This is a genomic window from Pirellulales bacterium, from assembly GCA_019694435.1.
In the GTDB taxonomy this organism is placed as follows: Bacteria; Planctomycetota; Planctomycetia; order Pirellulales; family JAEUIK01; genus JAIBBZ01.
This window is the reverse complement of record JAIBBZ010000025.1, coordinates 35,924-57,280: the sequence shown is the minus strand read 5'-3', so window position 1 is coordinate 57,280 and position 21,357 is coordinate 35,924. Positions and strand designations below refer to the sequence as shown.

The following is a 21,357-nucleotide window of genomic DNA, read 5'->3' as shown; positions in this document are numbered from 1 at the left end:
AAAGCACTTGCGCGTCAGTTGTCGAGATTCCGCACCCGCCCGTTGGGACCGGAGCGAGACTTCCCCCCGCCGGGTAGGGAATCGCCGTGTGACGCGATTCGAGGCAGCAGTGCAGCAATCATGAGCCAACGACGCCGAGCCTGGTGGACGGTCGTGGCCTTTGCGCTCTTCGCGCCGGTGGCCGCCACGGGAGCACTGCTGTCGCTTTCGCGGATGCAAAACGACGTCACGCAGTGGCTCCCCGGTGCCTATCAAGAGACCCGTGACTTTCTACGATTCCTGGCCCATTTCGACCCCGAGGCCTTCGTGCTGGTGAGCTGGGAGGGGTGCACGCTCGACGATCCTCGCGTCGGGCGACTGGCAGAACAGCTCGTGGGTCCGCCACGGCTCGAGCCCGGGCCCAGCCGCTCTCCGTATTTCAGCAAAGTCATCACGGGCCCCAGCGTGCTCGAGAAGCTTTGTCAGCCGCCGATCAATCTCCAGCGCGAGGAAGCCCTACGGCGCCTGACCGGCTCGCTCATCGGCCCCGACGGACGCACGACCTGCGTCGTCTTTTCGATGACCGAGGCCGGCGTGCACCAGATGCGAGCCGCGCTGACCGAACTCGAGCAAGTCGCCCAGCGCGAGTGTGGACTGGCTCCCACGGAACTCAAGCTCGGGGGCCCGCCGGTCGACAACGTGGCCCTCGACGTGGCCGGTGAGCAAAGCATGCTCCTGGTGTTGGGGCTCACCAGCGTGTTTGGCCTGCTGGTGTGTTGGTGGTGTCTGCGGCGTCCGCTGTTGATTGCGCTGGTGCTCACCACCGCGCTCTACACCGTGGCCCTGAGCCTGAGTGCCTTCTATTTCACGGGCGGCGTCATGAACGCCATCGTCCTGACGATGCCGCCGCTGGTCTATGTGGCGGCCGCATCCGGCGCGATCCACCTGGCAAATTACTATCGCGAACTCGTGGTTGAAGTCGGACCCGAGCGTGCGCCGGCCGAAGCCGTGCGCCTGGCGGCATTGCCCCTCGGACTGGCAACCTTCACGACGGCCGTGGGCCTCTTGTCGTTGGCGGTCAGCGAGCTGGCGCCGATCCAGGCCTTTGGCATTTACTCGGCGCTGGGGGTGTGCTTCGGCCTGGTCTGTTTGCTGCTCTTGCTTCCAGCGGCGCTGCGGCTCTGGCCGGTGCTGCCGACTCCTGCGGAGCTTGCCGTGTTCGAAGTGCGCGCTCGCGGAGGGATCTGGCAGCGCGCGATGACGCTGGTCCTCGACCGCCCCGGGCTGTGCACGCTGGCAACCTTGCTGGTCGTGGTGCTGGCCGCCTGGGGACTGCCACGCGTGGAAACCTCAGTACAAATCATGCGGCTGTTTTCGTCCGATGCCCGCATCCTCCGCGATTACGGCTGGCTCGAAAAACATTTGGGTCCGCTCTCGCCGATCGAGGTGCTGGTGCGGTTCGATGCCGATTGCCCCCTCGATTTCCGGCAGCGTTTCTACGTGGTCGAACGTCTGCAACGCGATATCGAGGCCGTACCTAATGTCGGCACGGCGCTGTCGGCGGTGACTTTTGCGCCCAGCTTGATCGAGCCGCAGCGTCCCGGCTCGGCCCATGCGCTGGGCACGATGTCGCGCAATATCTTCGGCGGCAGCCGAGCCCGGGCCACGCTCGAAAAGGTGCGCCTTGAGCGCCATCGCCCCGAATTTCGCCAGACAGGTTTCTTTCGCGACGATGGGCCGCAAGAGCTGTGGAGAATCACGGCGCGCGTGGCGGCCCTGGCCGACGTCGACTACCAGGCTTTCAAGGCCCAGGTCGATCGGGCGGTTGCACCGGTTGAGCGTGCCCTCGACAAGCAGCGAATTCACGGCATCCAAGTGAGCTACACGGGCGTGCTGCCGATTGTGTATCAAGCACAGAATTCGCTGCTGCGCGGCATGGTCTTCGGCTACGGCACCGACGTGCTGTTCATCGTCGTGGCGATGGTCCTGGCCGTGCGCAGCGGCGCGGCCGGTCTGCTCTTGTTGTTGCCGAGCGTGCTGCCGGCGGTGGTGCTGTTCGGCGTCTTTGGCTGGACCGGCACGGTCGTCGATTTGGGGACCGTCATGCCGCCGGCCGTCGCGCTCGGAGTCACGGTCGACGACGTGATGCATTTCCTGTTGTGTTTCCGCCGCGAGATTCAAGGCGGCCGCTCGCGCCGTGCGGCCATCGCCAGCGGCTACCAGCACTGCGGCCGCGCGATGTACCAAAGCTGGGCCGTCCTGGGTTTGGGGGTCCTGGCTTTTCTGTTCAGTCCGTTTGCCCCGACGTGCCGCTTCGGCCTGGTGATGATGGCCTTGCTGACCATTGGGCTAGCGGGCAACCTGGTTTTCCTGCCGGCGCTGCTAGGTGGACCGCTGGGGGCATACTGGGAACGCCGCCTGCGCCGCCGGCAGCAGGATCTGCAGCCGGCCCCAGTCGAGCCCGAAATGTTTGTGCAGCCGGTCGTCACCGTCGCGCAGGTTCCGGCGCGCTCGAGCTAATCGTCTCTCGCACGCGCGCGAGGTACGCCTGCAAGAAGGCGTCGCGCTCCGCCTGCGAAAAATACTGCGGGTCCGCCAGCAGCATTACGGCCAGCCTGCCCGCATAGCTTAGGGCGCTCAGCGACAGCCGCGTATTCGGGCGGATGGGCGGCACGCCAACCAGCGATTCGAGCAGGCTATCGCCGCACACCAGGTGCCCTGAACGGCGTTCGAGCGGGGCCAGAGCAAGCACGGTTCCCAGGTTGCTGAACACGGCCGTCGCAAACGCCAGGTTTCGACGCAGCGCCCAGCGCATGAGCGCCGGCAGAGCACAGGCGATGCGCAGCCCGCCGATGAAGAACAATCCCAGCCGCCATTGCTTGATGGCGACCATTTCGTCGTGCACCGAGCGCAGCAGTGCCTTGGCATCGTGCAACTGGCGGTCGCGCCGCTCGAGGAAGGCATAGGCCAGGACGTTGGCCGCAGGCATCATGGCATCCGCCTCGAGCCGGAGATTCGTGGGCACAGTGATCCGTAACGGCCGCCGAGTACCTCCAGCATTCCAGGCGGCCAGTTCGAGAAACAAGTCGCGCAGCAGCAAGTCATTCACCGTGACGCCCAGACTTCGCGCCACCTGCGAGAGTTGGTCGGTCTCGCCGGCGCTCAACGTGCAGGTGCCAAAGGCGAAGGGATCGAATGGGCCCACCCCGGCCCGGATTTCGGCCGGTGCTGGCGATCGCATCACCGCCGCGCGGCGGAACAGCAGGCGCGTCCAGAGCACTGCCGTGTAATACGCGTCTGTGAGCGTGGTCCGGTAATCGCGCAGACCGAATTCATCGCGCACGAGCAGCCGTTGCGGGTCGAGCGGGTTCCACGCAGGTTCACCGGCAGCGCCACGAACTCGATGGTCGTAAGCGATCAACAGGTCTGCGAGGAATTGGACGGCCCCCACGCCGTCGCAGGCCGCATGATGCAACAACAGACGCAGTCGCCAGGCTGCGACGTCGACATCGACCATCACGCGCAGAGGCGCCTCGAGACGCAATTCGAAGGGCCGCATGGCCCCGGGCTCCGCGGATGCCAGGTCGCCCCACTGAATCTTCGGGGCTTCGCCGGGCATCCAATACGGTTGCGACTCTGGGCCGGCCAGCCGCATACGCAGCATCGGATGCCGCGCGACGGTCGCAGCCAGGGCCTCCTGCAGGGCCGCGCGATCGAGCGGCCCACGAAATCGGGCCTCGACCGGAAACACCGTCGGGTGGCCAGGGCGATCGTCGGCCAGGTAGTACCGCTCAAACACGGCGAGCGCCAAGGGCCCCGTGACTTCGCCGCCGGACGGCGAGCGGACTGCGGGGGTATCACGCTCGATGGATGCGTCAGTCATCGGCATCCATCATAGGCTGGCGCCATCCGCGCGAGTGCAAACGTCGCACGGTCCACGCGCCATCAATTTTTCTTCTTGCGCCCGCGGCGCACTTGCGGGCGCGGGCTTTTCTGCGCCAAACCCTTGGGGGGCAAATGCTCGACGAAGCTCAGGGCCCTGCCAATCCAACGGCGCAAGGCGGCCTCGGACGCGACGCCACGGCGAGTCAACATCACCCAGCCTCGGAGCGGCTTCCCGGTGATGTCGAACTTGCGGACTTCGGGCTCGGCCAGCGCGGCCTCGTATGCGTCGGGCCCCACGCGCACGATCAATGTGTCTTGATAAACGCCCACGCACATATTGCCGCGGAGCAAATAGCCGATCCCGCCGAACATGCGACGCGACTCGAAACCGTCGTCCGCGGTCAAGACTCGGTCGACGCGCGCTGCAAGTTGTGCATCGTAGGCCACGGCGCGGGATCTCATCTGGGGTTGCTGCCAAACCAAAAGAAACTGGGCCGGACACCCTTCGAAGAGTGCCGACCCAGGTTTCTTTACACAGCAGACTGTCTCAAGCTGCCTGGCGGGTCAATATCACCCTGCCTGGGAGTTTGAGTTACCGGCGAATCTTGCGGCGCATGGCCACGAGACCTGCCAATGCGATTCCCAACAACACGATCGTCGAAGGTTCCGGCGCCACGACATACGTGCCCGTGGCGACGATCCCGCCAACCAGCGTCGCGTCGACCTGTACCGGGGCAGTCAACACCGATTGGGCAACATTAATCGGTGCCGACATGGTGATCTTGTAGGTCGTCGATACGCCGCTGCTCCCCAGCAGGGTCTGGGTCAGCGTGGCGACTTGTCCCAGCGGCGGCAGATCGAAGTTTGCCGGGCTGGTCGAAAAATCGAGCGTCCCCGAACCCAACAGGCTGCCGATGATGCCGGTGCCGTTGTAGGTCAGGATGCCGTTATCAATCCCGGCCGACGTCAGGTTGCCCCCCGACGGATCGCCTGGATCGAACGTGTAGTTCCAGGTGCCAGCGGTGTAGTTGAGCGGCACCGAGCCGGTGCTGACCAGTCCGGTGAGATGGCCGTTCTTGATGCCGGCGTTCACACCACCGAGGAGGAAACCAAGGTTCAGAAACAAGCTGGCATCGGAAAGATTAATGTTGCCACCATCGAGCGTCATGGAGGTGGCCGTGGGCACGCCATCATCAAGCGTGATGCCTTGCGTGCCAGTAAGCGTCGTCGTCGTCGTACCAGTGACCGAGCCGAGAGCAGCTACAGTCAAGGTGAGGACTGACGCCGGTGTCAGCGTTAGCGTCACCGGAGTCGGCGTCGCTAATGCGGGCTGAGCGCACAGCGCCAGCAGCGCCGTAAGCGCAAAGGTAGAAACGATCTTCGTTAGCTTCATTAGCGTCCCTCCCAAACCAGATGAAGTGAACTTCCTAGCTGACCTGCCCGAGAAGGCGCGGCCACCCCAAGCACCCAAGTTAGGGATGAGCATACGCAAATAGTCGTAAGGCTGTCAAAATAAAAAAGGTGGTATTTGCGATATTTACCGAAGGCACCACCCAACAATAAGGTAACACACAATTACCAATTGCCTTCCGGCGTGCAAAACTCGGCTCGCAAGCCTCTCTCCCTCCTTGGACGCAATTCCATGCGTGTTCTGGCCGATTTTTTCGAAGAAAAGCGTCTTTCGTCCGCCGCCTCGCAGCCATGGCGTCGAGACCTTGCACGACCGCACGATTGTCTCGACCAGCCACGGGCCCGGGTCCCCGCGCGATTTGGTCCCGGCTTCCTTGCGGTTGAACTCGGTCAACGGGCAGTGACGCCCTAACGCAGCTCGGACGCGGTCCAAGCCGACTCAAGTCTCCAGGCGTCGCAGGCGTCGAGATGTGCACCCTGGCCGACGACATTCCAGACGTATCGAGGCTGCTGCCCGATCTCGACCACCTTGGTCATGGCCACGCGGTCATTGGCATAAACCTCGACCACGCTGCGATCGACGAACACGCGCAACCGCAGCGGTTCGTTCGCACCCAGTTGTAGAGCACACGAGCGCTCGCCGATCGATAGATGCTTGCCGTTCCAGGCGATCGACACGCTGGCCCCCTGCTGGTCGCCGGCGTGCACTTCGAGGGCCATCTGTCTGGCGCTGCCCAGGCGAAGCGTCGCGGCGATTTCCAGGCATTCGCCCGCCAGGCCTTCGACCGGCGTCGCCCCGGCCGGCAGCGCCAGGCCTCGCTGCTGGACACGCTGTTCGGAGCGCAGCTTCGCAACTTCTGTCGCCGGACGCTGCAGCAGATTGCCATCGGTGCCGATCTGCAACTCGCGCGGCAGCGTCATGCAGCCGTTCCAGCCGCGCCCGCCAGGAAAGTTTCGCACCCAGCCCCACATGATCCAACGACCGTCGGGCAGCGCCAGGCCGTTGGGCGCATAGAAATCGTCCGACACGTCGAGCACACCCCGCTGTTGGGGCGATAAGCGTCCGGCATCCGGATCGAAATCGCCGACGTAGTAGCGCACCGGTCCGTGGGGTGAATAGATCAGCACGTAGCGCTGGCCCAAAGGGAAGAGATTGGGGCATTCCCAGTTGCCTTCCTCTCCCGTAAACGCCACCCCGCGATACTTCCATTGCAGCAGGCTGCCGTCGAGCGCCTCGTAGAGCATGACCGATCCCCGACCGCCGCGCGGATGTCCACCACAGACCAAGAAGGTCCGCCCTGCGGAGGCGAAGACGAACGGATCGCGCCAATCGTCGATCTGCTGGTCACCGTGCAGCCGCAACGAGAGGATCGGATTGCCAGGAGCTTTGTGCCAGCGCAGCAATTGATCGTCGTCGGGCAAGGCCACCCATTGCTCCGGATCGCGCCGGCCAATGCTGGTATAGAACAACATCGGCTCGCCCTGTGCATTGCGCGCTGCGCAGCCGGAAAAGCAATGTTCTTCGCCGCGATCTTGCGACGGGGCGAGGGCGATCGGCAGATGCTCCCAGTGCACCAGGTCGCGACTGCGCGCGTGACCCCAGTGCATGTGCTCCCAGCGATCGCCGTAGGGATTGTGCTGGTAGAACAGGTGCACTTGTCCCGCGTGATACAAGGGTCCGTTCGGATCGTTCGTCCATAGCGCCGGCGGCAAGAAGTGATAGGCGGGGCGCGCCGGATCGGCCGCGGCCCGGGCTGCCGCGCCGCGTACGCTGCTGTCGGCCTGAGCCAGTCCGGGCTCGATCTGCGGATCGATCTCGGGCTGATCAGATTGCACGAGCTGATCGACGTTGATGTGGCCCCAACCGCCGCTGTGCCGATCGACGATCTCGATCCGCGCTTGCTTGCCGATCCAGGGCTGCACGTCCCATGTGTGCCAGGAAAGATGCTCGTCGTCTGCGCCGGTCGTGGCATTGCCGGTCGCGGTGCGCACGACCTGATCGTCGACGAACAGTTTCACGCAGGTCTCGTCGGGGTGACGGCCACCGCCGATCAATAGGTTCAAGTACTTGCGATCCAGCGCGAACGGTCGAGAACGCAGCGTCCCTTGAGCCGGGTCACCCCCCAGGAATGTATTCACTAACCCATTGCCCAAGTAGCCAGACACCGTTTGCTGGCCGGGCAGCGTGCCGTGCGCGGGCCCCGTGCCGAAGGCATCCCCGGTGGCCTGCCAGTCGCCGTAATCGCGGCCCTCGAAATCGGCGATCACGATGTCCGGGCGGTCCGCTCCGTGCGCGCGGGTCAACAGCCAACAACCGAGCAGCATCGCCAAGCACGACAGGGGCCAAGTCTTCTGCCGCATGACAGCCGTGTTCCGAAGAAACGTGCGGGTGATCAAGGAACGCGGCTATAATCCTGACCCCACTCCGAGGTGCCCGCAAGCTGGGAGCGAAGCCATGGCCGTCGTCGCGATTCGCTGTTCTTGGATCGTTACCTTGATTTGCCTCGCGGCCATTGGCCACCGACCGTTGGCGAACGGCGCTGAACTGCAATTCGCGATCCGCGATCGCGTGCCCGAGACGGCCGGATCGACCGAGTACCGGATTCGCGAACGAGACGTCGCGTGGCAGCCGCGCGAAACGGCGATCGTCATTTGCGACATGTGGAATCAGCACTGGTGCGCAAGCGCCACCCGCCGCGTCGCCGAGATGGCCCCGGTCATGAACGAAGTGCTGGCCGCCTGCCGCGAGGCCGGCGTCTTGATCGTGCATGCGCCCAGCGACTGTCTCGAGGCCTACGCCGGCACTCCGCAGCGCAAGCGGGCACAAGCTGCTCCCGTGGTGCAATTCCCCCGCCGGTCGATCAGCGTCTGGGGAACCGACCTCGACGCTGAACCGCGGCTGCCCATCGACGATTCGGATGGCGGCTGCGACTGCCAACCACAGTGCAAACAAGGTTCGCCCTGGCGCAGCGAGATCGCCGCGCTCGAGATCGGCGAACCGGACGCGATCAGCGATTCAGGGCCCGAGATCCTCAATCTGTTCCAGCAGCAGGGGATCAAGAACGTCGTGGTGATGGGCGTACACACGAACATGTGCGTGCTGGGACGGTCGTTCGGCTTGCGACAGATGGCCCGGGCGGGCCTGAATGTCGTGCTCGCGCGCGACCTGACCGACACGATGTACAACCCGCGTAAGGCGCCCCACGTGGCGCATCATCGCGGCACGCAATTGGTCATCGAGCACATCGAAAAGTTTGTTTGCCCGTCGATCGATGCCGACGACCTGGTCGGTGAACCGACGCCCCCCGCGGCGCTGTTCATGATCGGCGAGGACGAGTACGACACGAAGCACACCTTGCCCGAGTATGCCCGCCAGGAATTGATCCCGCGGGGCTGGCGATGCACGTTCGTGCAGGCTGTCGATGAAGCGCCGCAAAATTTTCCCGGGCTGGAGGGGCTCGCGGCGGCCGACGTGCTGGTGCTCAGCGTTCGTCGGCGCACGCCGACGGTCGAACAACTCGCGGCGGTGCGCGCGTATCTCGAGGCCGGCAAGCCGCTCGTGGCGATTCGCACGGCCAGCCATGCCTTTGACCGCGAAGCGCCCGAAGGACACGCGGCATGGCCGCAGTTCGACGACGAGGTCTTGGGCGCCAACTACGAGCGACATTATGGCAACAAGCCGCCCGCCGGTCCGCCGACGATCGTGCAACTGGTGCCCGAGGCCATCCAGAGCGAGTTGCTGGCGGGAATGCCTCGGGAAGAATTCCCGGTCACGTCGCACTTGTACCGCAATCGCGACCTGGGACCGCGAACACGGTTGCTGATGTGGGGAAGGATCGATTCGCAGCAGGTCCGCGAACCGTTGACCTGGACCAATACCTACCGCGGCGGTCGCGTCTTCTACACCTCGTTGGGGAATCCCGACGACTTCCAACTGCCAGCTTTTCGCGACCTGCTGCGCCGCGCCCTGTACTGGGCCATCGAGCGCTCGCCCCAGGTCGAGTGATCGTCGCGGCGGCCGTCCTTTCGCTCTGGTGCGTTTGGTCGGATTGCGCCGGCGGCGCGCGGCCGCCAGGCAGTCCGGACCGCCGCGCCGCCGTTCCGCGAACTACGTTTGATTCGCGGCATTTCGGGCAGCGTGACCCCGACCGCCTTCGCGTGGGAGAAGCATTTCATGCATCGCTCGCATTCTCGGTATTGCTCGCGTCGCGGCGGCGCGACGGTCGAATATGCGCTGTTCTTGACCCTGATCGCCGCTAGCGTGTTTGCTGCCGGCCAGTGTGTGAATCTTTCGGTCCATCGGACCATGCGGCAGGTCGCATCGGCCTCGGGATCCGCGACCGCATCGTCGGCCAAGGCCGCGGCGCCAACGCTTGATGCGACGGTCCCTGCCTTGGCCTCGCTTGAACAAGCCGAGCGCCGCATCGCCCAGGGGCAATTGGGCGTGATGGCCTGCGGCCTGTTCCTGGGTGGGCTGATCTGGTACCGGCTCTATTGCCGCCGCCGTCCGGCGGCCAAGACCGCCGATGGCGCCGAGCACCCGTTTGTCGACGAAAAGCAATCCTTGCTGTTCGACAAGCGGCAAGAGGTGCTGCGCATCCTGGCCGGCGATTGGCAGGTGTTGATGGACGGCCGGCTGCTCGTCGGTCATCTGATGTCGCGCCGCGTGATGACGGTCCCGCCCGTCACGCCGGCCGAAGAGGTCCGCCGAACCATGCAGCAGAATCGCCTGCGGCACCTGATGGTCCGCGATCGCGACGGGCGGCTGTTGGGAGTGATCAGCGATCGCGATCTCGCCCGTCCCAAGGCGAAGGATGCCGAACAGTTGATGACGCCTAACCCCATACACGTCACCCCCGATACCCCCATCGCGCCGGCCATCACGCTGCTGCTGAACAAGCACATCTCCAGCCTGCCTGTCATCGAAGGCGGCATGCTCGTCGGCGTGTTGACGACCACCGACCTGATCATGGCCCTGCAATGCACGCTGCAGACCTTGAGCCGTATTGCGCGCCAGCTGACGGACCAACCGTCGTTGGACGAATCCGATCCGCCGCCCACAACACAGGCGGTTGATGGCGAATTGGTCGGTTCGGGGGCGTAGGCCTTTCGCCGTTACGCGCCGCACAATCGGCAGCTCCGGCCCCGGGCGGTTGTGCCAGGGTGAGCTACGTTTGTGCAGACGAATTGGCGGCTTTCCGCCGGCCAGGGATCGAGTTTTGCCATGTACACCACGCGCCCTTTACGGCTGGCCTGGATCGCAGCGCTACTTGCGATCCTCGGCGGTTGTGCGCCCCAGGCACAAGAATCGGCCGCCCCGGCTGCGTCTGCACCTGCGCCCGAGCCTCCCAAGGCCGATGCGGCGGAAGCCCGCCGCGAGCCGGCTCAAGACCAGCTCGCCGAGCTGGCGACGGAAGCCGAACGCCCAACGACGCCCGACCCGGAGGCCGCGGCGCCGGTCAGCGAACCCGAGTTTCAACCGCCCTACCCCGAGCGCGACGACTACTTCAAGCGGCCGGAAATCGCGAAGGTCGCCCGCACCGACAGCGCCGCGCGCGACTCGGCGGTCGAGCTCAAGGGATTTGTCGACGTGGAAGGCCTCAAGGCGCTCGTCACGATCGATGGCCTGCTGACGACCGTCGCCCAAGGCGAACAGCACAGCGGCATCGAGATCATCGAAGTGGCCCCGCCGAAAGTCATTTTTCAGCGTGGCCGCGTCCGCTGGACCGAAGCATTGTTCCAGCAGCAAGTGCAATAGCCGCCTGCGAACGACGTGATCCCGTCAGGAGGCATCTCACGGCTAACGGCGTTGCACGCCATTTGGCCGTTGTGCTTGCATCACGCCAGGCGCAGCGGTGCCCTGCTGGCCCCGCGGAGGCGCGAACAGACCACCGGCAGCAGGCGGCGGCGGGCTGGCAGGAGTGGTTGGCACTGCCGGCGCATTGCCTGCCGCGAGCGGAGACTGCCGCGATGCCATGCCCGGCGGCGGCGACTCCAAATTCGGCCGCGGCGGCTGGGGCCGCGCCGAGGGACGCTCGCTCCGCGGGCGCAAATCGATCACGCCCGGCGGATTCGCCAAGGGTTGAGTTGCCTGCGGACGGCGGCTGGCAGCCACGGCGGCGGCACCCTCTTGGCGGCGAATCTGCGTCTCCGGGCCGAACGCCGGAGTCGGCTCGCCGACAGGCCCCGCGGGCACTGCTTCCGGTGGCGGCACTTCTTCGTAGAACCGCTCCACCGGCGGACAGTTGGGATCGTTCAGCGGACTGGGGAAGGGCGTCTGCCCGGCCGGCGGATTCATATCCAGCACTGCCTGGCCATGCTGTCCCGCGGCCATCTCGCGCTGCCGCGGCATCTGGCACGGTCCCACGATTTCGGGCGTCAAGAAGACGATCAGCTCGCCCTCTTTTGTCGAAATGTTGCGCGATTGAAACAGCTTGCCGATGCCCAGGAACTTGATGTCCTTCAAATACGGCAGTCCGCTGAACTTGTTGATGTCGGAGCGCTGACGTAGCCCGCCAATGACGAAGGTTTGGCCGTTGAGCACGCGGACCACGGTCTCGGCCGTGCGGCGGTCGATGATCGGCTGCGGCGTCTGCCCTTCGGTAAAGCCCGTCAACCGCGAAAACTCGGGCTTGACCTTGAGCAGCACGGTGCCGTCGGCGGCGATCTGCGGAGTGACATCAAGCATCACACCGGCTTCGCGAAAGGCCGTCGAACCGATGTTGCCGCCCTGCTGCGTTTGAGTGAGCTGCTGGTAGGGGATTTCCGTGACGATCTCGATATGCGCTTCTTCGTAGTCGGACACGAAAATCATCGGATCGGCTAGCAACTGCGAATTGGCCGACGTCGCCAGGAAATCGACCGCGGCCGTGATGTCGAAGGCACGACTCAGGCTCATCAGCGTCATAGCACCCGCCGGATTTCCCGAGGCGACGGGTACTTGGGTCAGCGAGTCGATGCTCCAGGCCAGTTGCGCCTCGCCGGCGGCGTTGTGGCGTCCCTTGAAGGCATGGTTCCAGTTGATACCGCAGCGCTCGAGATCTTCCAGCGCAACGTCGTAGATCAAGGCCGTAATCCGGACCTGGGCGCGCGGGGTATCGAGCTGCTCCAGCGCCTTACGCACCAGAACCAGGTTGGCCGGGGTGTCGATCACCACGAGCCGGTTCTCGGTCTCGATCACCGCGACTTTGCCCGTGGCCGAGAGCATCGACTTGATCGACGGTTCCAGCGGCGGCGCCTTGACGTATTGCGGGGTGTAGTGCAACACGTCGAGCGGACCATCGGCTCCGCCCAGTTCGGTCAGTGCCGCCGCGTCGTCGAGCTTCTGGGCCAGCTCACTGATCCGCCGCACCTGCTCCGGAAAATCGACCACGATCAGGCACTTGGCCGACGCGACGGCCTGCACCTTGCCTTGCGGCGAGGCGAGCGCCTGCGCGCTGGTGAGAATGTCCTCGGGCTTGACGACCTTGAGCGGGATCGTCGCCGTCTCGAACAGAGGATTCGATTCGCCCAACGACTCGAGCTTCATCACCACGAAGCTGGCACCGACGGGTCGATAACCGTAACCGTTTGCCAGCAGGATCGAATCGAGGATCTCGTGCAACGGCGCCTGGCGGAAGCTGCCGCTCACGGTGCCTTCCACGTCGGCCGCGACGACGATGTTCACGCCCCACTGCTCGCTGATGCTGAACAGCGCTTGCCGGAACGGCGTGTCGCTCAACATCAAGTCGCCGCGTTTGAGCAGCTTGGCACGCAGCTCTTCGCCCGAATTCGGGCCGGCCAGCGGGGGTAATTGCGCCATCAGGGGATCTGCCAGCACGACCGCGCAAAGCGACCACAGCGCCAACCGCGCGAGAAATCGCGCGCGTGGCCGACGGGCGGTCGATGCGGGGCGTGCCCCCTTGATCATTCATCCTCCTTGACGCCGTGCGACCGCCAGCCAGCTTCCTGTTGGCTGCGAAGCTCGTGCTCCAGCTTTGCGAAGCGTCCGGGCCGCTACGCCCCGGCTGCGACCGCCGGCTTTTCCAGGCTCAGCACGATCAGCTCGATGTCGACAGCAATCTCTTTCCGCTCTGGCCCCTCGGGCTGCTCGTGCAAGTTGCCCAGGCAGAGCACCTTGTCGAGCGCCCGCAGGTTGTCGAACAACGCGTGCACGCTGGACAACGGCCCCGACACGGCCAGCGTCAAACGCCGCGTCGACAACTCGTAGGGCGAGGGCCCGGGGTCCTGCTTGTTCGGCGCCGGGGCTGCGGCGGCCAGAGGATCTTCGCCGCTCTGCCAGCGTCGTCGCTGGGGCTGATCGACGTCGATTCTCCGCATCTGGCAGCCCGACTGCCTGACCAGCTCGACCAATTCCTCGCGAAAGCGAAACGTCTCCCCTTCGTCCACCGTGCGCTGTTCGAAGGCCGCCAGTTCGGTGGCCCGCTGCTGCGCCAGTTTTTCGAGTTGGGGCAAGGCTTCGGCTTCCGCTCGTGCCTCGTCCAACGATTGCATCAAGTGCGCGCGGAAATCGCACAGGGCAAGATACTCATCGGCGGCCGGCCACATCACCATGACCAGGGTAACCAAGGTGAGTAATGTGACGATTGTGCGGCGCCGTGGGTGTTCGGCGATGGTCTTCACCAGCGTTTCAAGGCTTTCCATGACCGTCTCCTGCAACGCCGCCGTAACCGGCAAGGTCGCAACTGATCTCGAACTGTGTGACCGGACCGTGCGTCTCTTGAATGGTCCGCGTACCGTTGACAGCAACCTGCGCCAGCGACGGGTACTGCTGCAGCCAGCGGACGAACTCGTAAACACCGTCGTTGGTGTGGCTGGCCCCTTGCAAGCGGAGGTGTCCCTCGCCGTCGGCCAGCACGGCGTCGAGCCACACGTCTTCCGGCAGGCAACGAGCGATCGTCGCCGAAATCTGGTCCCAGGCGGGGCGCTGGATGGCTTTGGACAGGGCGGCCAGTAGTTCGGTCTTCTCCAGGTCGCACACGCTCTTGCGGCGGAGCAGGCTGGCTTGCCGGCGCTGTGGCTCGAATTTCTCGACGGCAGCTTCCAGCAGCGAGCATTCGTGCTGCTGCCACCAGGTCCCGCCCCAGCTGGCCGCTCCGATGACCAGAGCCGCGGCTACCGGCCAAAAGGTCTTGGTCACCAGCGGCATGATCGGTTCGCGCGTCTGCGCTCGCAGCCGTGCCAGCAGATTCGGCGCCTCGGCCGTCTGGTCCGGTTCGACCACGCGCAAACACGCACCGAGCGCCGCACAGAACTCCGGCCCCGGCCGCGGGCCAGTGAACTCCCAGGTGGTGTTGCCTTGCGGCGCATCGAGCACGTCGACGGGCAACTTCATCCGGTCGGCGAACCCTGCCCGCACCGCTTCAATGGCTTGGCGATTGCCGCAGAGGATGATCCGGCCGATGGGGCCCGCGGCAAACCGCACGTAGCGATCGCAGTATCTTTGCAACCGCCCCAAGTGCCCGGCGACGATGTCCGGCAGTTGTTCATGCGAAGTCCGGGCGACGGGCCGGTATTCGATCAGCAATTGTCCTTGATAGGACAAGCCGACCTCGGCACCGCGCTCTGAAAGCTGCACGACCAGGCCCGGTCCGGTAGCGTCCAAACCGAGCTTGCCGATCAACCGGCACACGGCCACGAGCCCCGGCTCGACAATATCGATTTTCAAGCCCGCTTCGGCTGCCGCGTCGACCAAGTTGCTGAGTGCCCGTTGATTGGCGACGGCGAGCAAGGCGTGCTGGACCTTGGCATCGACTTGGCGCACACAGCCGCCCAGGCTCTTGGGACCGCCGCCCAACAGTAGGTAAGAGTGGCAACGTTCCTCCAGCTCGCGCAGTTCTTGCCGCACTTCCTCGGCCTTGCCAATCGATACCCGCGTTACACAATGGTCCGGGCTGAGCACGATCTGTAACGCGGCATGTCCGAGTTTCCATTCGGCGGCCAGCCGTTTGAGCGCGGCGGCCAGCTCGCCGGCCGCGGCCGGGTCGTGCAGGTTTCGCGCTGCTTGTCGCCAATTGACCGCATGCGTGCGGGCCTCGCGGCGCTGATCGTCGCGTTGGTCGCAGACGACCGCGTGCAGCGTCGAGTGGCACACCTCGATGGCGACCGAGCGCGCCAGACTCTTGTTCGATTTGCGTTTCACGGCTCAGCTACCTGTCTGAATAGTCACTTGCAAATTCCGCGTCACGGCACCGGACGAGCCGCTGCCGGTCACAACGATGAGCCCGTCGACCTGGTCGACCGTCGCGGAATAGTGGTTGCCCGAGCCGGCAGGAAACTCTGTCGACGAAATGCCCTTGCTCCAACTCGGGTCGATCTCCAACTCGGCCAAGGCCGAGTGCACCGCCGCCCCCGCCAGGTACAAGGCCCGGTCGTAATCGATCGCGTTGCGCACCGCCGCGGCCTCGGAAGTCTGGGTGTCGAGCATGCCGAGCACCATCACGCTGGTGACCGCGATGACGAACAGGCTAAGCAGCAGCGCCGCGCCGCGCCGACCTGCGCCGTCTCGATGGCGAAACGTCACCATGAGCGCCTCCAGGCCCGGCAACGCACGGTCCGCAGCGTGCCCGCCGTGTTGGCCAGTTGCACCGTGGCCACGCAGTCGACGCACTGCACGGCGCCGACGTCCGTGGTTAGGGTCACTCCATCGGCCGTATAGCAGGTGAAATACAAGGCCTGGATGTTCTCGGCCAGCAGCGACGATGCATCGTTCAAGCCGAAGAGAATCTGGGTGCCGGTGTGCTGCCAGACATAGATCTCGCCCGACGGCATCAACAGCGACAGAGAGCCGTCGGCGTCGTCCGCCTTGCTGATGTTCTTCACCGCCGTGGCCTGCCGGATGTTGCGCACGAGGTGGCGAATCGCCGCATGGGCCCCCTCCAGGCGCTCGAGATCCGAATGATGAGCCTCCCAGGCCGACTGGCTCGTGCGCAACAGTACAAACACGCTCGCGCCCAGCGTCGCGGCGAGTGCGGCCGTGACAACAAGTTCCAGCAGCGTGAACCCGCCGCGTCGCGATTTAGTTCGTGCCTGCCACACTTTGATACACCGCCATCTTGGCAATCTTCGAGGCCATGGTAACGCCCGTCTCGTCGGCATCCTTAACACCGTCGCCGTCGGTGTCGGCCCACACGGTCGCGGTCACCGTCATCAGCCGGTCGGCAATGCCGCCGTCGGCTGGCTGCTGCGATCGCGTCACGGCAAATCGCAGCGTGGAATATCCGTCAGCGGCAAAGCTGCCCGACGCTTTGTCTTCGGTGAAGTAGGCGGCCCCCAGCGCCAGGTGCTCTTCGAGCTTGCTGACGCAGTAGGTGGCGCACAAGTTCGAATTGTCGAGCCGCCAGCCCGCCTCAATGCCATCGCTCATCATGCGCATCGCCGGCACGATCGCCAGGGCGATCAAGCCGGCGGCCATGACCGTTTCGATCAGCGTGTAACCGCGCGAACGCGGCGGCCGGGCGGGGAACATGACGGAGGGCTCTGCGGGGTGGGCGACGCGACAACAGCCACGCTGACGACGCAGATGCGCGCAGCACGGACCGTGCCGATGTCTCCAGCAAACCTAGCTTGCGGCCGGCAGAACGGGAGCATTCCCCGCACAAGCCGGGCAATCGTCAGCCACGCTACTTCTCGGAAACCTGGGCGCTGCCCGTGGCCTGCACCACCGTGACGACGGTTACCCGGCTGGTGGCCGTAAGCACGATCTCGTAGCTGGCCAACGCGCTGCCCTCGAAGGTGAATTCGGGCTCGCCGCCGGAAAATTCGGCCTTCACGTCGCCGGGAAACGTGCGCGGCTGTTCGACCGGCACCAGCCCCTTGGCCGTGCGCCGCGAAGGGGTGTAGCCGTTGACGGCCTTCCCCGAGTAGTTGAGGACCAACACATGATTGTCGCCCGTGGCGATCGCCGCCCGGCGACAGTGCACCAGGTCGAGCACGATGCGACGGGCATCGACCTTGGTCGAGAGATTGCCCATCCGCTGGGGCAAAGTCGAGAGCGAGACCGTGGCCAGCAAGCCGATCAGTGTCAGGACCGCCATCAATTCGAGCAGGCTGAACCCCGCGGGGGCGCAGCCAAAGGCCCGCCGGTCGCCCCCGAGCGTTTTCCGCTGTTGAGCAACCACGGCGGGCCTCCCCCTGGCCATGACTTAGTGGATGACTTCGGCCCGATTCGTTTTTTCGTTGATCGTGAACTGGCCCCCCACCTCCGGGCAAGCCGGCACGCCGTCGGGCAAGTAATCGGGAACCAGCTCTTTCAGACTGCTGGGATACGACCCGTGATCCAGTTGGTATTGCTCGATCGCCGAGTTCAAGCTGGAGAGTATGTGTTGCGTCGTGTTGGACCGCGCCGTCAAACTCGAATTGGCGACCCGGGGCACGACCAGCGTAGCGATGATGCCCAGCAGCACGACGACGGCCAGCATTTCGAGCAGCGAGAACCCGCTTCGTTCTTTGCGCATCTTCATGCCCCTTCAGCGGACGATTTGTCCGCCGGACATTGTGCGCCCCGAAGCCCTCGCTTACAGACCGGTGCCCGTCACGCGGTGCGACGTGGCATCGATCCCGTAGGCAGAGCCATCGACCGGGTTGGTCGGCACGCCGCCGGGCAAGTAGGTCGGCACCAGCGCCGCCAGGTTCGCCGGCCACGAGCCATTGTCGATGTAGTAGCGCTCAATCGCCGAATTGAGCGTGGCGGCCGTGTGCACGTTGACCTTGGACTTCGCGGTGCTGCTCGACACGGTCACGCGCGGCACGACCACCGCGGCGATGATCCCCAGGATCACGACCACGGCCAACAACTCTAAGAGCGAAAAACCGGAACGCTTAGGCTGGGCTTTCATGACAAACACTCACATGGGATTCCAGGGAACTTAATGCGTATGCCCCACGACACGATGTGTCGTTGCATCAATCGTGTACCTCGACCCGTCGACCGGACATCGTGGCAAGCCCTTGGGAAAGTATGCCGTGTCGTCGCCAATGTCCTTCAGGTTCGTCGCCGGCCAGGCGAGGTGGTTGCGATACCACAACTGCACCTGGGCTTCGACATCCCTACTGTTTACGTAGCATGCGTTCTTCTTGCCGGTTGCGTCAGCCGAAGAAAAACGTACGACGGCGATTGCCGATAGTGCCCCGAGAATCGCTACAACCGCCAGCAGTTCGAGCAGCGAAAATCCCGCCGATTTCAGGCGGCCGACGTTGGTTGACCTGCGATGCATCATGGCGCCGCTCGTCGTCGATTACTTGGTTTCGATCACGCTGATCATGTCGAACATGGGCAGGTAGATCGCCATCAGCACGAAGCCGATGGCGAACGCCAGGCCCACGGTCAGCACCGGTTCGATCGCGCCGACCATGACGTCTGTATTACGCTCGATCTGTCGCCGCAGGTGATCGACCACGTGCCGGGCCGTGGTCGAGAGCTTGCCGGTCTGCTCGCCGACGATCACCAACTGGCTGATGACCGGCGGAAACAGCTTGCCGTGACGTTCCAGCTCACGGCTCAAACGCTCTCCGCGGACCACGGCGGCGTGCAATTGCTCGACGGCCGCGCGGACCGCCGCATTGCTCACGCTGCCGCTCGAGGCAGCCAGCGCGTCGACGACCTTGAACCCCGATTCGAGCATCGTGCCCAGCACCTGTACAAACTGCAGTACGGCCAGATCGCGAAACCAGTTGCCCAACACCGGCAGCTGCAGCACGAGGCGATCGAATCGCGCGGCCATGACGCGGCTGCGCCGCATCCGTTTCCAGCCCAGCCAGAACAGACCCAAGGCTAGCGGCGCGATCCAGCCATAGCCCCAAATCGCGTCGGCGATCGCCATCAGCGCGCGTGTGACCCAAGGGAGCGGCACGCCGGCCTTGGCGTACGTGTCCTGAAACACCGGCACGATGAACGAGATCATGAAGAACACCACCAGCGCGCCGGCGATGACGACCACCGCCGGATAGCTGAGCCGCTTGATGACCAGGCTGCGAATGCGGCTATGGTTCTCGAGCTGCTCGGTGATCCGGGTCAGCGTCTCGCCCACCGTCCCGGACCGCTCGGCGACGCGAATCTGATAGACCATCAGGTCGGAGAATGTGTTGCGATACGTGGCCAGCGCCGAGCTGAACGCCTGGCCGGCCTCGATCTTGCGGCGAATGTCGTCGAGCAGGTCGGCATAGGCCTCCAACGACGGCTCGGCGGCGATCGTCGCCAAGGCCTTGGGCAACGACAGGCCATTGGTCACCAGCGTCGCCAGGTTGCTGACGATGCGGATCAAGTCTTTTTGCGGCGTCTTCCGCGTCGCCGGATCGCGATGCGAACCGCCGATCTTGATCTGGTGCAGCCGGCGGAAGAACTCCAAAGGGCCGCTGCGCCGGGGTGAGAGTTCCAACGTGCCCATGTGTCACCCCGACGTCTTGTAATAGACTTCTTCGAGCGTCGTCCGGCCGGCGAGGGCCTGCTCCAGTCCGGCCGCGGCCAGTTCGACCATGCCTCCTTCGACAGCCAGTTCGCGGAGCTTGGTCACCGGCAATCCACGCTCGATGGCGTCGGCCAGGACCGGCGTGACTTCCATGATCTCGAAGATCGGCAACCGGCCCATGTAGCCGGTATTCAGGCATTTCTTGCAGCCGCGACCGTGATAGAACACCGCGTCGGGCGAGACGGCCCGTCCTTTGCTCAGGACGCGCAACAGCGCTTCGTTCGGCGCGGCGGGCTCTTTGCACTCTGGGCAGATCCGTCGCAGCAGCCGCTGCGCGAGCGACCCCAGCAGCGCGCCGCCGATCTTGAACGAGTCGATCCCCAAGTCGTTGAGCCGCGCTACGGCGCCGACGGCATCGTTGGTGTGCAGCGTGCTGATCAGCAAGTGGCCCGTTAGCGCCGCCTGCACCGAGGTCTGCGCCGTGTCGTGATCGCGAATTTCGCCGACCAGGATCACGTCTGGGTCCTGGCGCATGATGTATTTCAGGGCGTTGGCGAACCCCAGGCCGAATTCGTTGTCGGCCTGAATCTGGTTCACCCCCGGTAGCCGATATTCGACGGGGTCTTCGACGGTGACGATATTCCGGCGCACCTGGTTCAGGTGCGTCAGCACGGCATACATCGTCGTACTCTTGCCCGAGCCCGTGGGGCCCGTGACGACGATCATGCCGTGCGGCTTGTCGATCAGTTTTTGCAGCCGGGCGCGATCGGCGGGCGAAAAGCCCATCTTGTCGAGATCGAAGACCTTGCTGCCTTCGTCGAGCAAGCGCAGCACGACTTTTTCGCCGCCGACCGTCGGGATGGTGCTCACCCGAAAGTTGACCTTCGTGCCGGCTTCCTCGACGCTCAGGCGACCGTCTTGAGGGCGGCGATTTTCGGTCGTGTCCATGTCGGACATGACCTTGATGCGCGCGACGACGGCCTCCTCGATATGGTTCGGAATCGTCATCACCTGCTGCAGTTCGCCGTCGACGCGGTAGCGAATCCGCATTTCCGGACGGTGCGGCTCGAGGTGAATGTCGCTGGCCCCGGCATTGATGGCCCCCATCAGGATCGCCTTGACGAGCCGGATCACCGGGGCATCGTTGTCTTCGACGACCGCGACCTCGACTTCGGCGGTCAGGTCGGCCTGCCGCTCGTCGAGCTCGTGGATTTTCATGTCGATGATCGTTTGTCGGGCCGTGACGCGATCGTCGAACCCCCGGTCGAGCACCGCCTGCACGTCGGCGTCGAGCGCCACGAGCGGATGCACCTGGTAGCCGGTGATCAGCTCCGCTTCTGAAATCGCGGCAATGTCGTCCGGCGCCGTCATCGCCAGCGCCAGGCAGCCGTGTTGAATGTCGATCGGCGCCACATGGTGCTGCCGGGCAAAGTCCTCAGGCAGCAGCCTCACGACCTGCGGGTTGACCGCTTGCGGCACGATTTCCTGGAACGGCACCTCGAACTGCTCGGCCAAGGCCGAGCCCAGCTGCGGGATCGTGATCAAGCCGCGGCGCAGCAAGATCGTGCCCAGCATCCCGCGTTCGGAGCCCTGGCTGCGCAACGCGCTTTCCAGTTGCTCCTGCGTGATCTGGCCACGATCTACCAGGATGTCGCCGAGCCGTCCGGCCATGAGTGGT

The 21,357-nt window shown here is 64.7% G+C and carries 20 protein-coding genes; 4 read left to right on the top strand and 16 right to left on the bottom strand.

The genetic code is table 11. From position 1 onward, the window contains the following. The first annotated feature begins 120 nt into the window (after positions 1 to 120). Positions 121 to 2,499: an MMPL family transporter gene (locus K1X74_17130; protein ID MBX7168062.1), complete on the top strand. Its 2,379-nt coding sequence runs from the start codon at positions 121 to 123 to the stop codon at positions 2,497 to 2,499. On the opposite strand, the gene K1X74_17125 is transcribed toward K1X74_17130, so the two are convergent. The 4 genes from K1X74_17125 to K1X74_17110 all read right to left on the bottom strand — a co-directional run bounded on the left by K1X74_17125 (position 2,465) and on the right by K1X74_17110 (position 7,635). Next, complete coding sequence (locus K1X74_17125; GenBank protein MBX7168061.1) at positions 2,465 to 3,862, bottom strand: WS/DGAT domain-containing protein; 1,398 nt, start codon at positions 3,860 to 3,862, stop codon at positions 2,465 to 2,467. The genes K1X74_17130 and K1X74_17125 overlap by 35 nt on opposite strands. Before the next feature lie 62 nt (positions 3,863 to 3,924). Next, on the bottom strand, positions 3,925 to 4,311 hold the full coding sequence (locus tag K1X74_17120) for a TfoX/Sxy family protein (GenBank protein MBX7168060.1): 387 nt from the start codon (positions 4,309 to 4,311) through the stop codon (positions 3,925 to 3,927). 145 nt (positions 4,312 to 4,456) lie between these two features. Further along, on the bottom strand, positions 4,457 to 5,257 hold the full coding sequence (locus K1X74_17115; protein ID MBX7168059.1) for a PEP-CTERM sorting domain-containing protein: 801 nt from the start codon (positions 5,255 to 5,257) through the stop codon (positions 4,457 to 4,459). A 425-nt stretch (positions 5,258 to 5,682) separates the two neighbouring features. Next, positions 5,683 to 7,635, bottom strand: a complete 1,953-nt coding sequence (locus tag K1X74_17110; GenBank protein MBX7168058.1) for a glycoside hydrolase family 32 protein — start codon at positions 7,633 to 7,635, stop codon at positions 5,683 to 5,685. Between the two features lie 94 nt (positions 7,636 to 7,729). On the opposite strand from K1X74_17110, the gene K1X74_17105 reads away from it, so the two are divergent. The 3 genes from K1X74_17105 (at position 7,730) to K1X74_17095 (ending at position 11,032) form a co-directional block, all read left to right on the top strand. Further along, positions 7,730 to 9,280 carry an isochorismatase family protein gene (locus K1X74_17105; protein ID MBX7168057.1) on the top strand — a complete coding sequence of 517 codons (1,551 nt, stop codon included), beginning with the start codon at positions 7,730 to 7,732 and terminating at the stop codon, positions 9,278 to 9,280. 168 nt (positions 9,281 to 9,448) lie between these two features. Then, the gene (locus K1X74_17100; GenBank protein ID MBX7168056.1) at positions 9,449 to 10,378 is read left to right on the top strand and encodes a CBS domain-containing protein; all 930 of its coding nucleotides are present in this window, start codon (positions 9,449 to 9,451) and stop codon (positions 10,376 to 10,378) included. A gap of 120 nt (positions 10,379 to 10,498) precedes the next feature. Beyond that, positions 10,499 to 11,032 carry a hypothetical protein gene (locus K1X74_17095; protein ID MBX7168055.1) on the top strand — a complete coding sequence of 178 codons (534 nt, stop codon included), beginning with the start codon at positions 10,499 to 10,501 and terminating at the stop codon, positions 11,030 to 11,032. Between the two features lie 42 nt (positions 11,033 to 11,074). Here K1X74_17095 and K1X74_17090 read toward each other — a convergent pair whose 3' ends face one another. The 12 genes from K1X74_17090 to K1X74_17035 form a co-directional block, all read right to left on the bottom strand. Continuing rightward, complete coding sequence (locus K1X74_17090) at positions 11,075 to 13,075, bottom strand: hypothetical protein (protein MBX7168054.1); 2,001 nt, start codon at positions 13,073 to 13,075, stop codon at positions 11,075 to 11,077. 194 nt (positions 13,076 to 13,269) lie between these two features. Continuing rightward, a complete protein-coding gene (locus tag K1X74_17085; protein ID MBX7168053.1) occupies positions 13,270 to 13,917 on the bottom strand; it encodes a hypothetical protein in 648 nt (215 codons plus the stop codon). Then, positions 13,904 to 15,415 (bottom strand): PilN domain-containing protein, encoded by a 1,512-nt coding sequence (locus tag K1X74_17080; GenBank protein ID MBX7168052.1) that lies wholly within the window; start codon positions 15,413 to 15,415, stop codon positions 13,904 to 13,906. The genes K1X74_17085 and K1X74_17080 overlap by 14 nt, the downstream gene beginning before the upstream one ends. Positions 15,416 to 15,418: 3 nt before the next feature. Then, positions 15,419 to 15,799 carry a hypothetical protein gene (locus tag K1X74_17075; protein MBX7168051.1) on the bottom strand — a complete coding sequence of 127 codons (381 nt, stop codon included), beginning with the start codon at positions 15,797 to 15,799 and terminating at the stop codon, positions 15,419 to 15,421. Continuing rightward, positions 15,793 to 16,311: a prepilin-type N-terminal cleavage/methylation domain-containing protein gene (locus tag K1X74_17070; protein MBX7168050.1), complete on the bottom strand. Its 519-nt coding sequence runs from the start codon at positions 16,309 to 16,311 to the stop codon at positions 15,793 to 15,795. Before K1X74_17070 ends, K1X74_17075 begins: the two co-directional genes overlap by 7 nt. Next, on the bottom strand, positions 16,292 to 16,741 hold the full coding sequence (locus tag K1X74_17065; GenBank protein MBX7168049.1) for a hypothetical protein: 450 nt from the start codon (positions 16,739 to 16,741) through the stop codon (positions 16,292 to 16,294). Before K1X74_17065 ends, K1X74_17070 begins: the two co-directional genes overlap by 20 nt. Before the next feature lie 154 nt (positions 16,742 to 16,895). Continuing rightward, complete coding sequence (locus tag K1X74_17060) at positions 16,896 to 17,393, bottom strand: prepilin-type N-terminal cleavage/methylation domain-containing protein (GenBank protein ID MBX7168048.1); 498 nt, start codon at positions 17,391 to 17,393, stop codon at positions 16,896 to 16,898. Positions 17,394 to 17,417: 24 nt separating this feature from the next. After that, entirely contained in the window at positions 17,418 to 17,729 is a 312-nt protein-coding gene (locus tag K1X74_17055) for a type II secretion system GspH family protein (protein ID MBX7168047.1), read from the bottom strand. Positions 17,730 to 17,789: 60 nt separating this feature from the next. Next, positions 17,790 to 18,110, bottom strand: coding sequence for a type II secretion system GspH family protein (locus K1X74_17050; GenBank protein MBX7168046.1), 321 nt, complete (start codon positions 18,108 to 18,110; stop codon positions 17,790 to 17,792). 30 nt (positions 18,111 to 18,140) lie between these two features. Next, the gene (locus K1X74_17045; GenBank protein MBX7168045.1) at positions 18,141 to 18,491 is read right to left on the bottom strand and encodes a type II secretion system GspH family protein; all 351 of its coding nucleotides are present in this window, start codon (positions 18,489 to 18,491) and stop codon (positions 18,141 to 18,143) included. An 18-nt stretch (positions 18,492 to 18,509) separates the two neighbouring features. Continuing rightward, positions 18,510 to 19,658, bottom strand: a complete 1,149-nt coding sequence (locus K1X74_17040; GenBank protein MBX7168044.1) for a type II secretion system F family protein — start codon at positions 19,656 to 19,658, stop codon at positions 18,510 to 18,512. A gap of 3 nt (positions 19,659 to 19,661) precedes the next feature. Next, positions 19,662 to 21,350, bottom strand: coding sequence for a GspE/PulE family protein (locus K1X74_17035; protein ID MBX7168043.1), 1,689 nt, complete (start codon positions 21,348 to 21,350; stop codon positions 19,662 to 19,664). Positions 21,351 to 21,357: the final 7 nt, after the last annotated feature.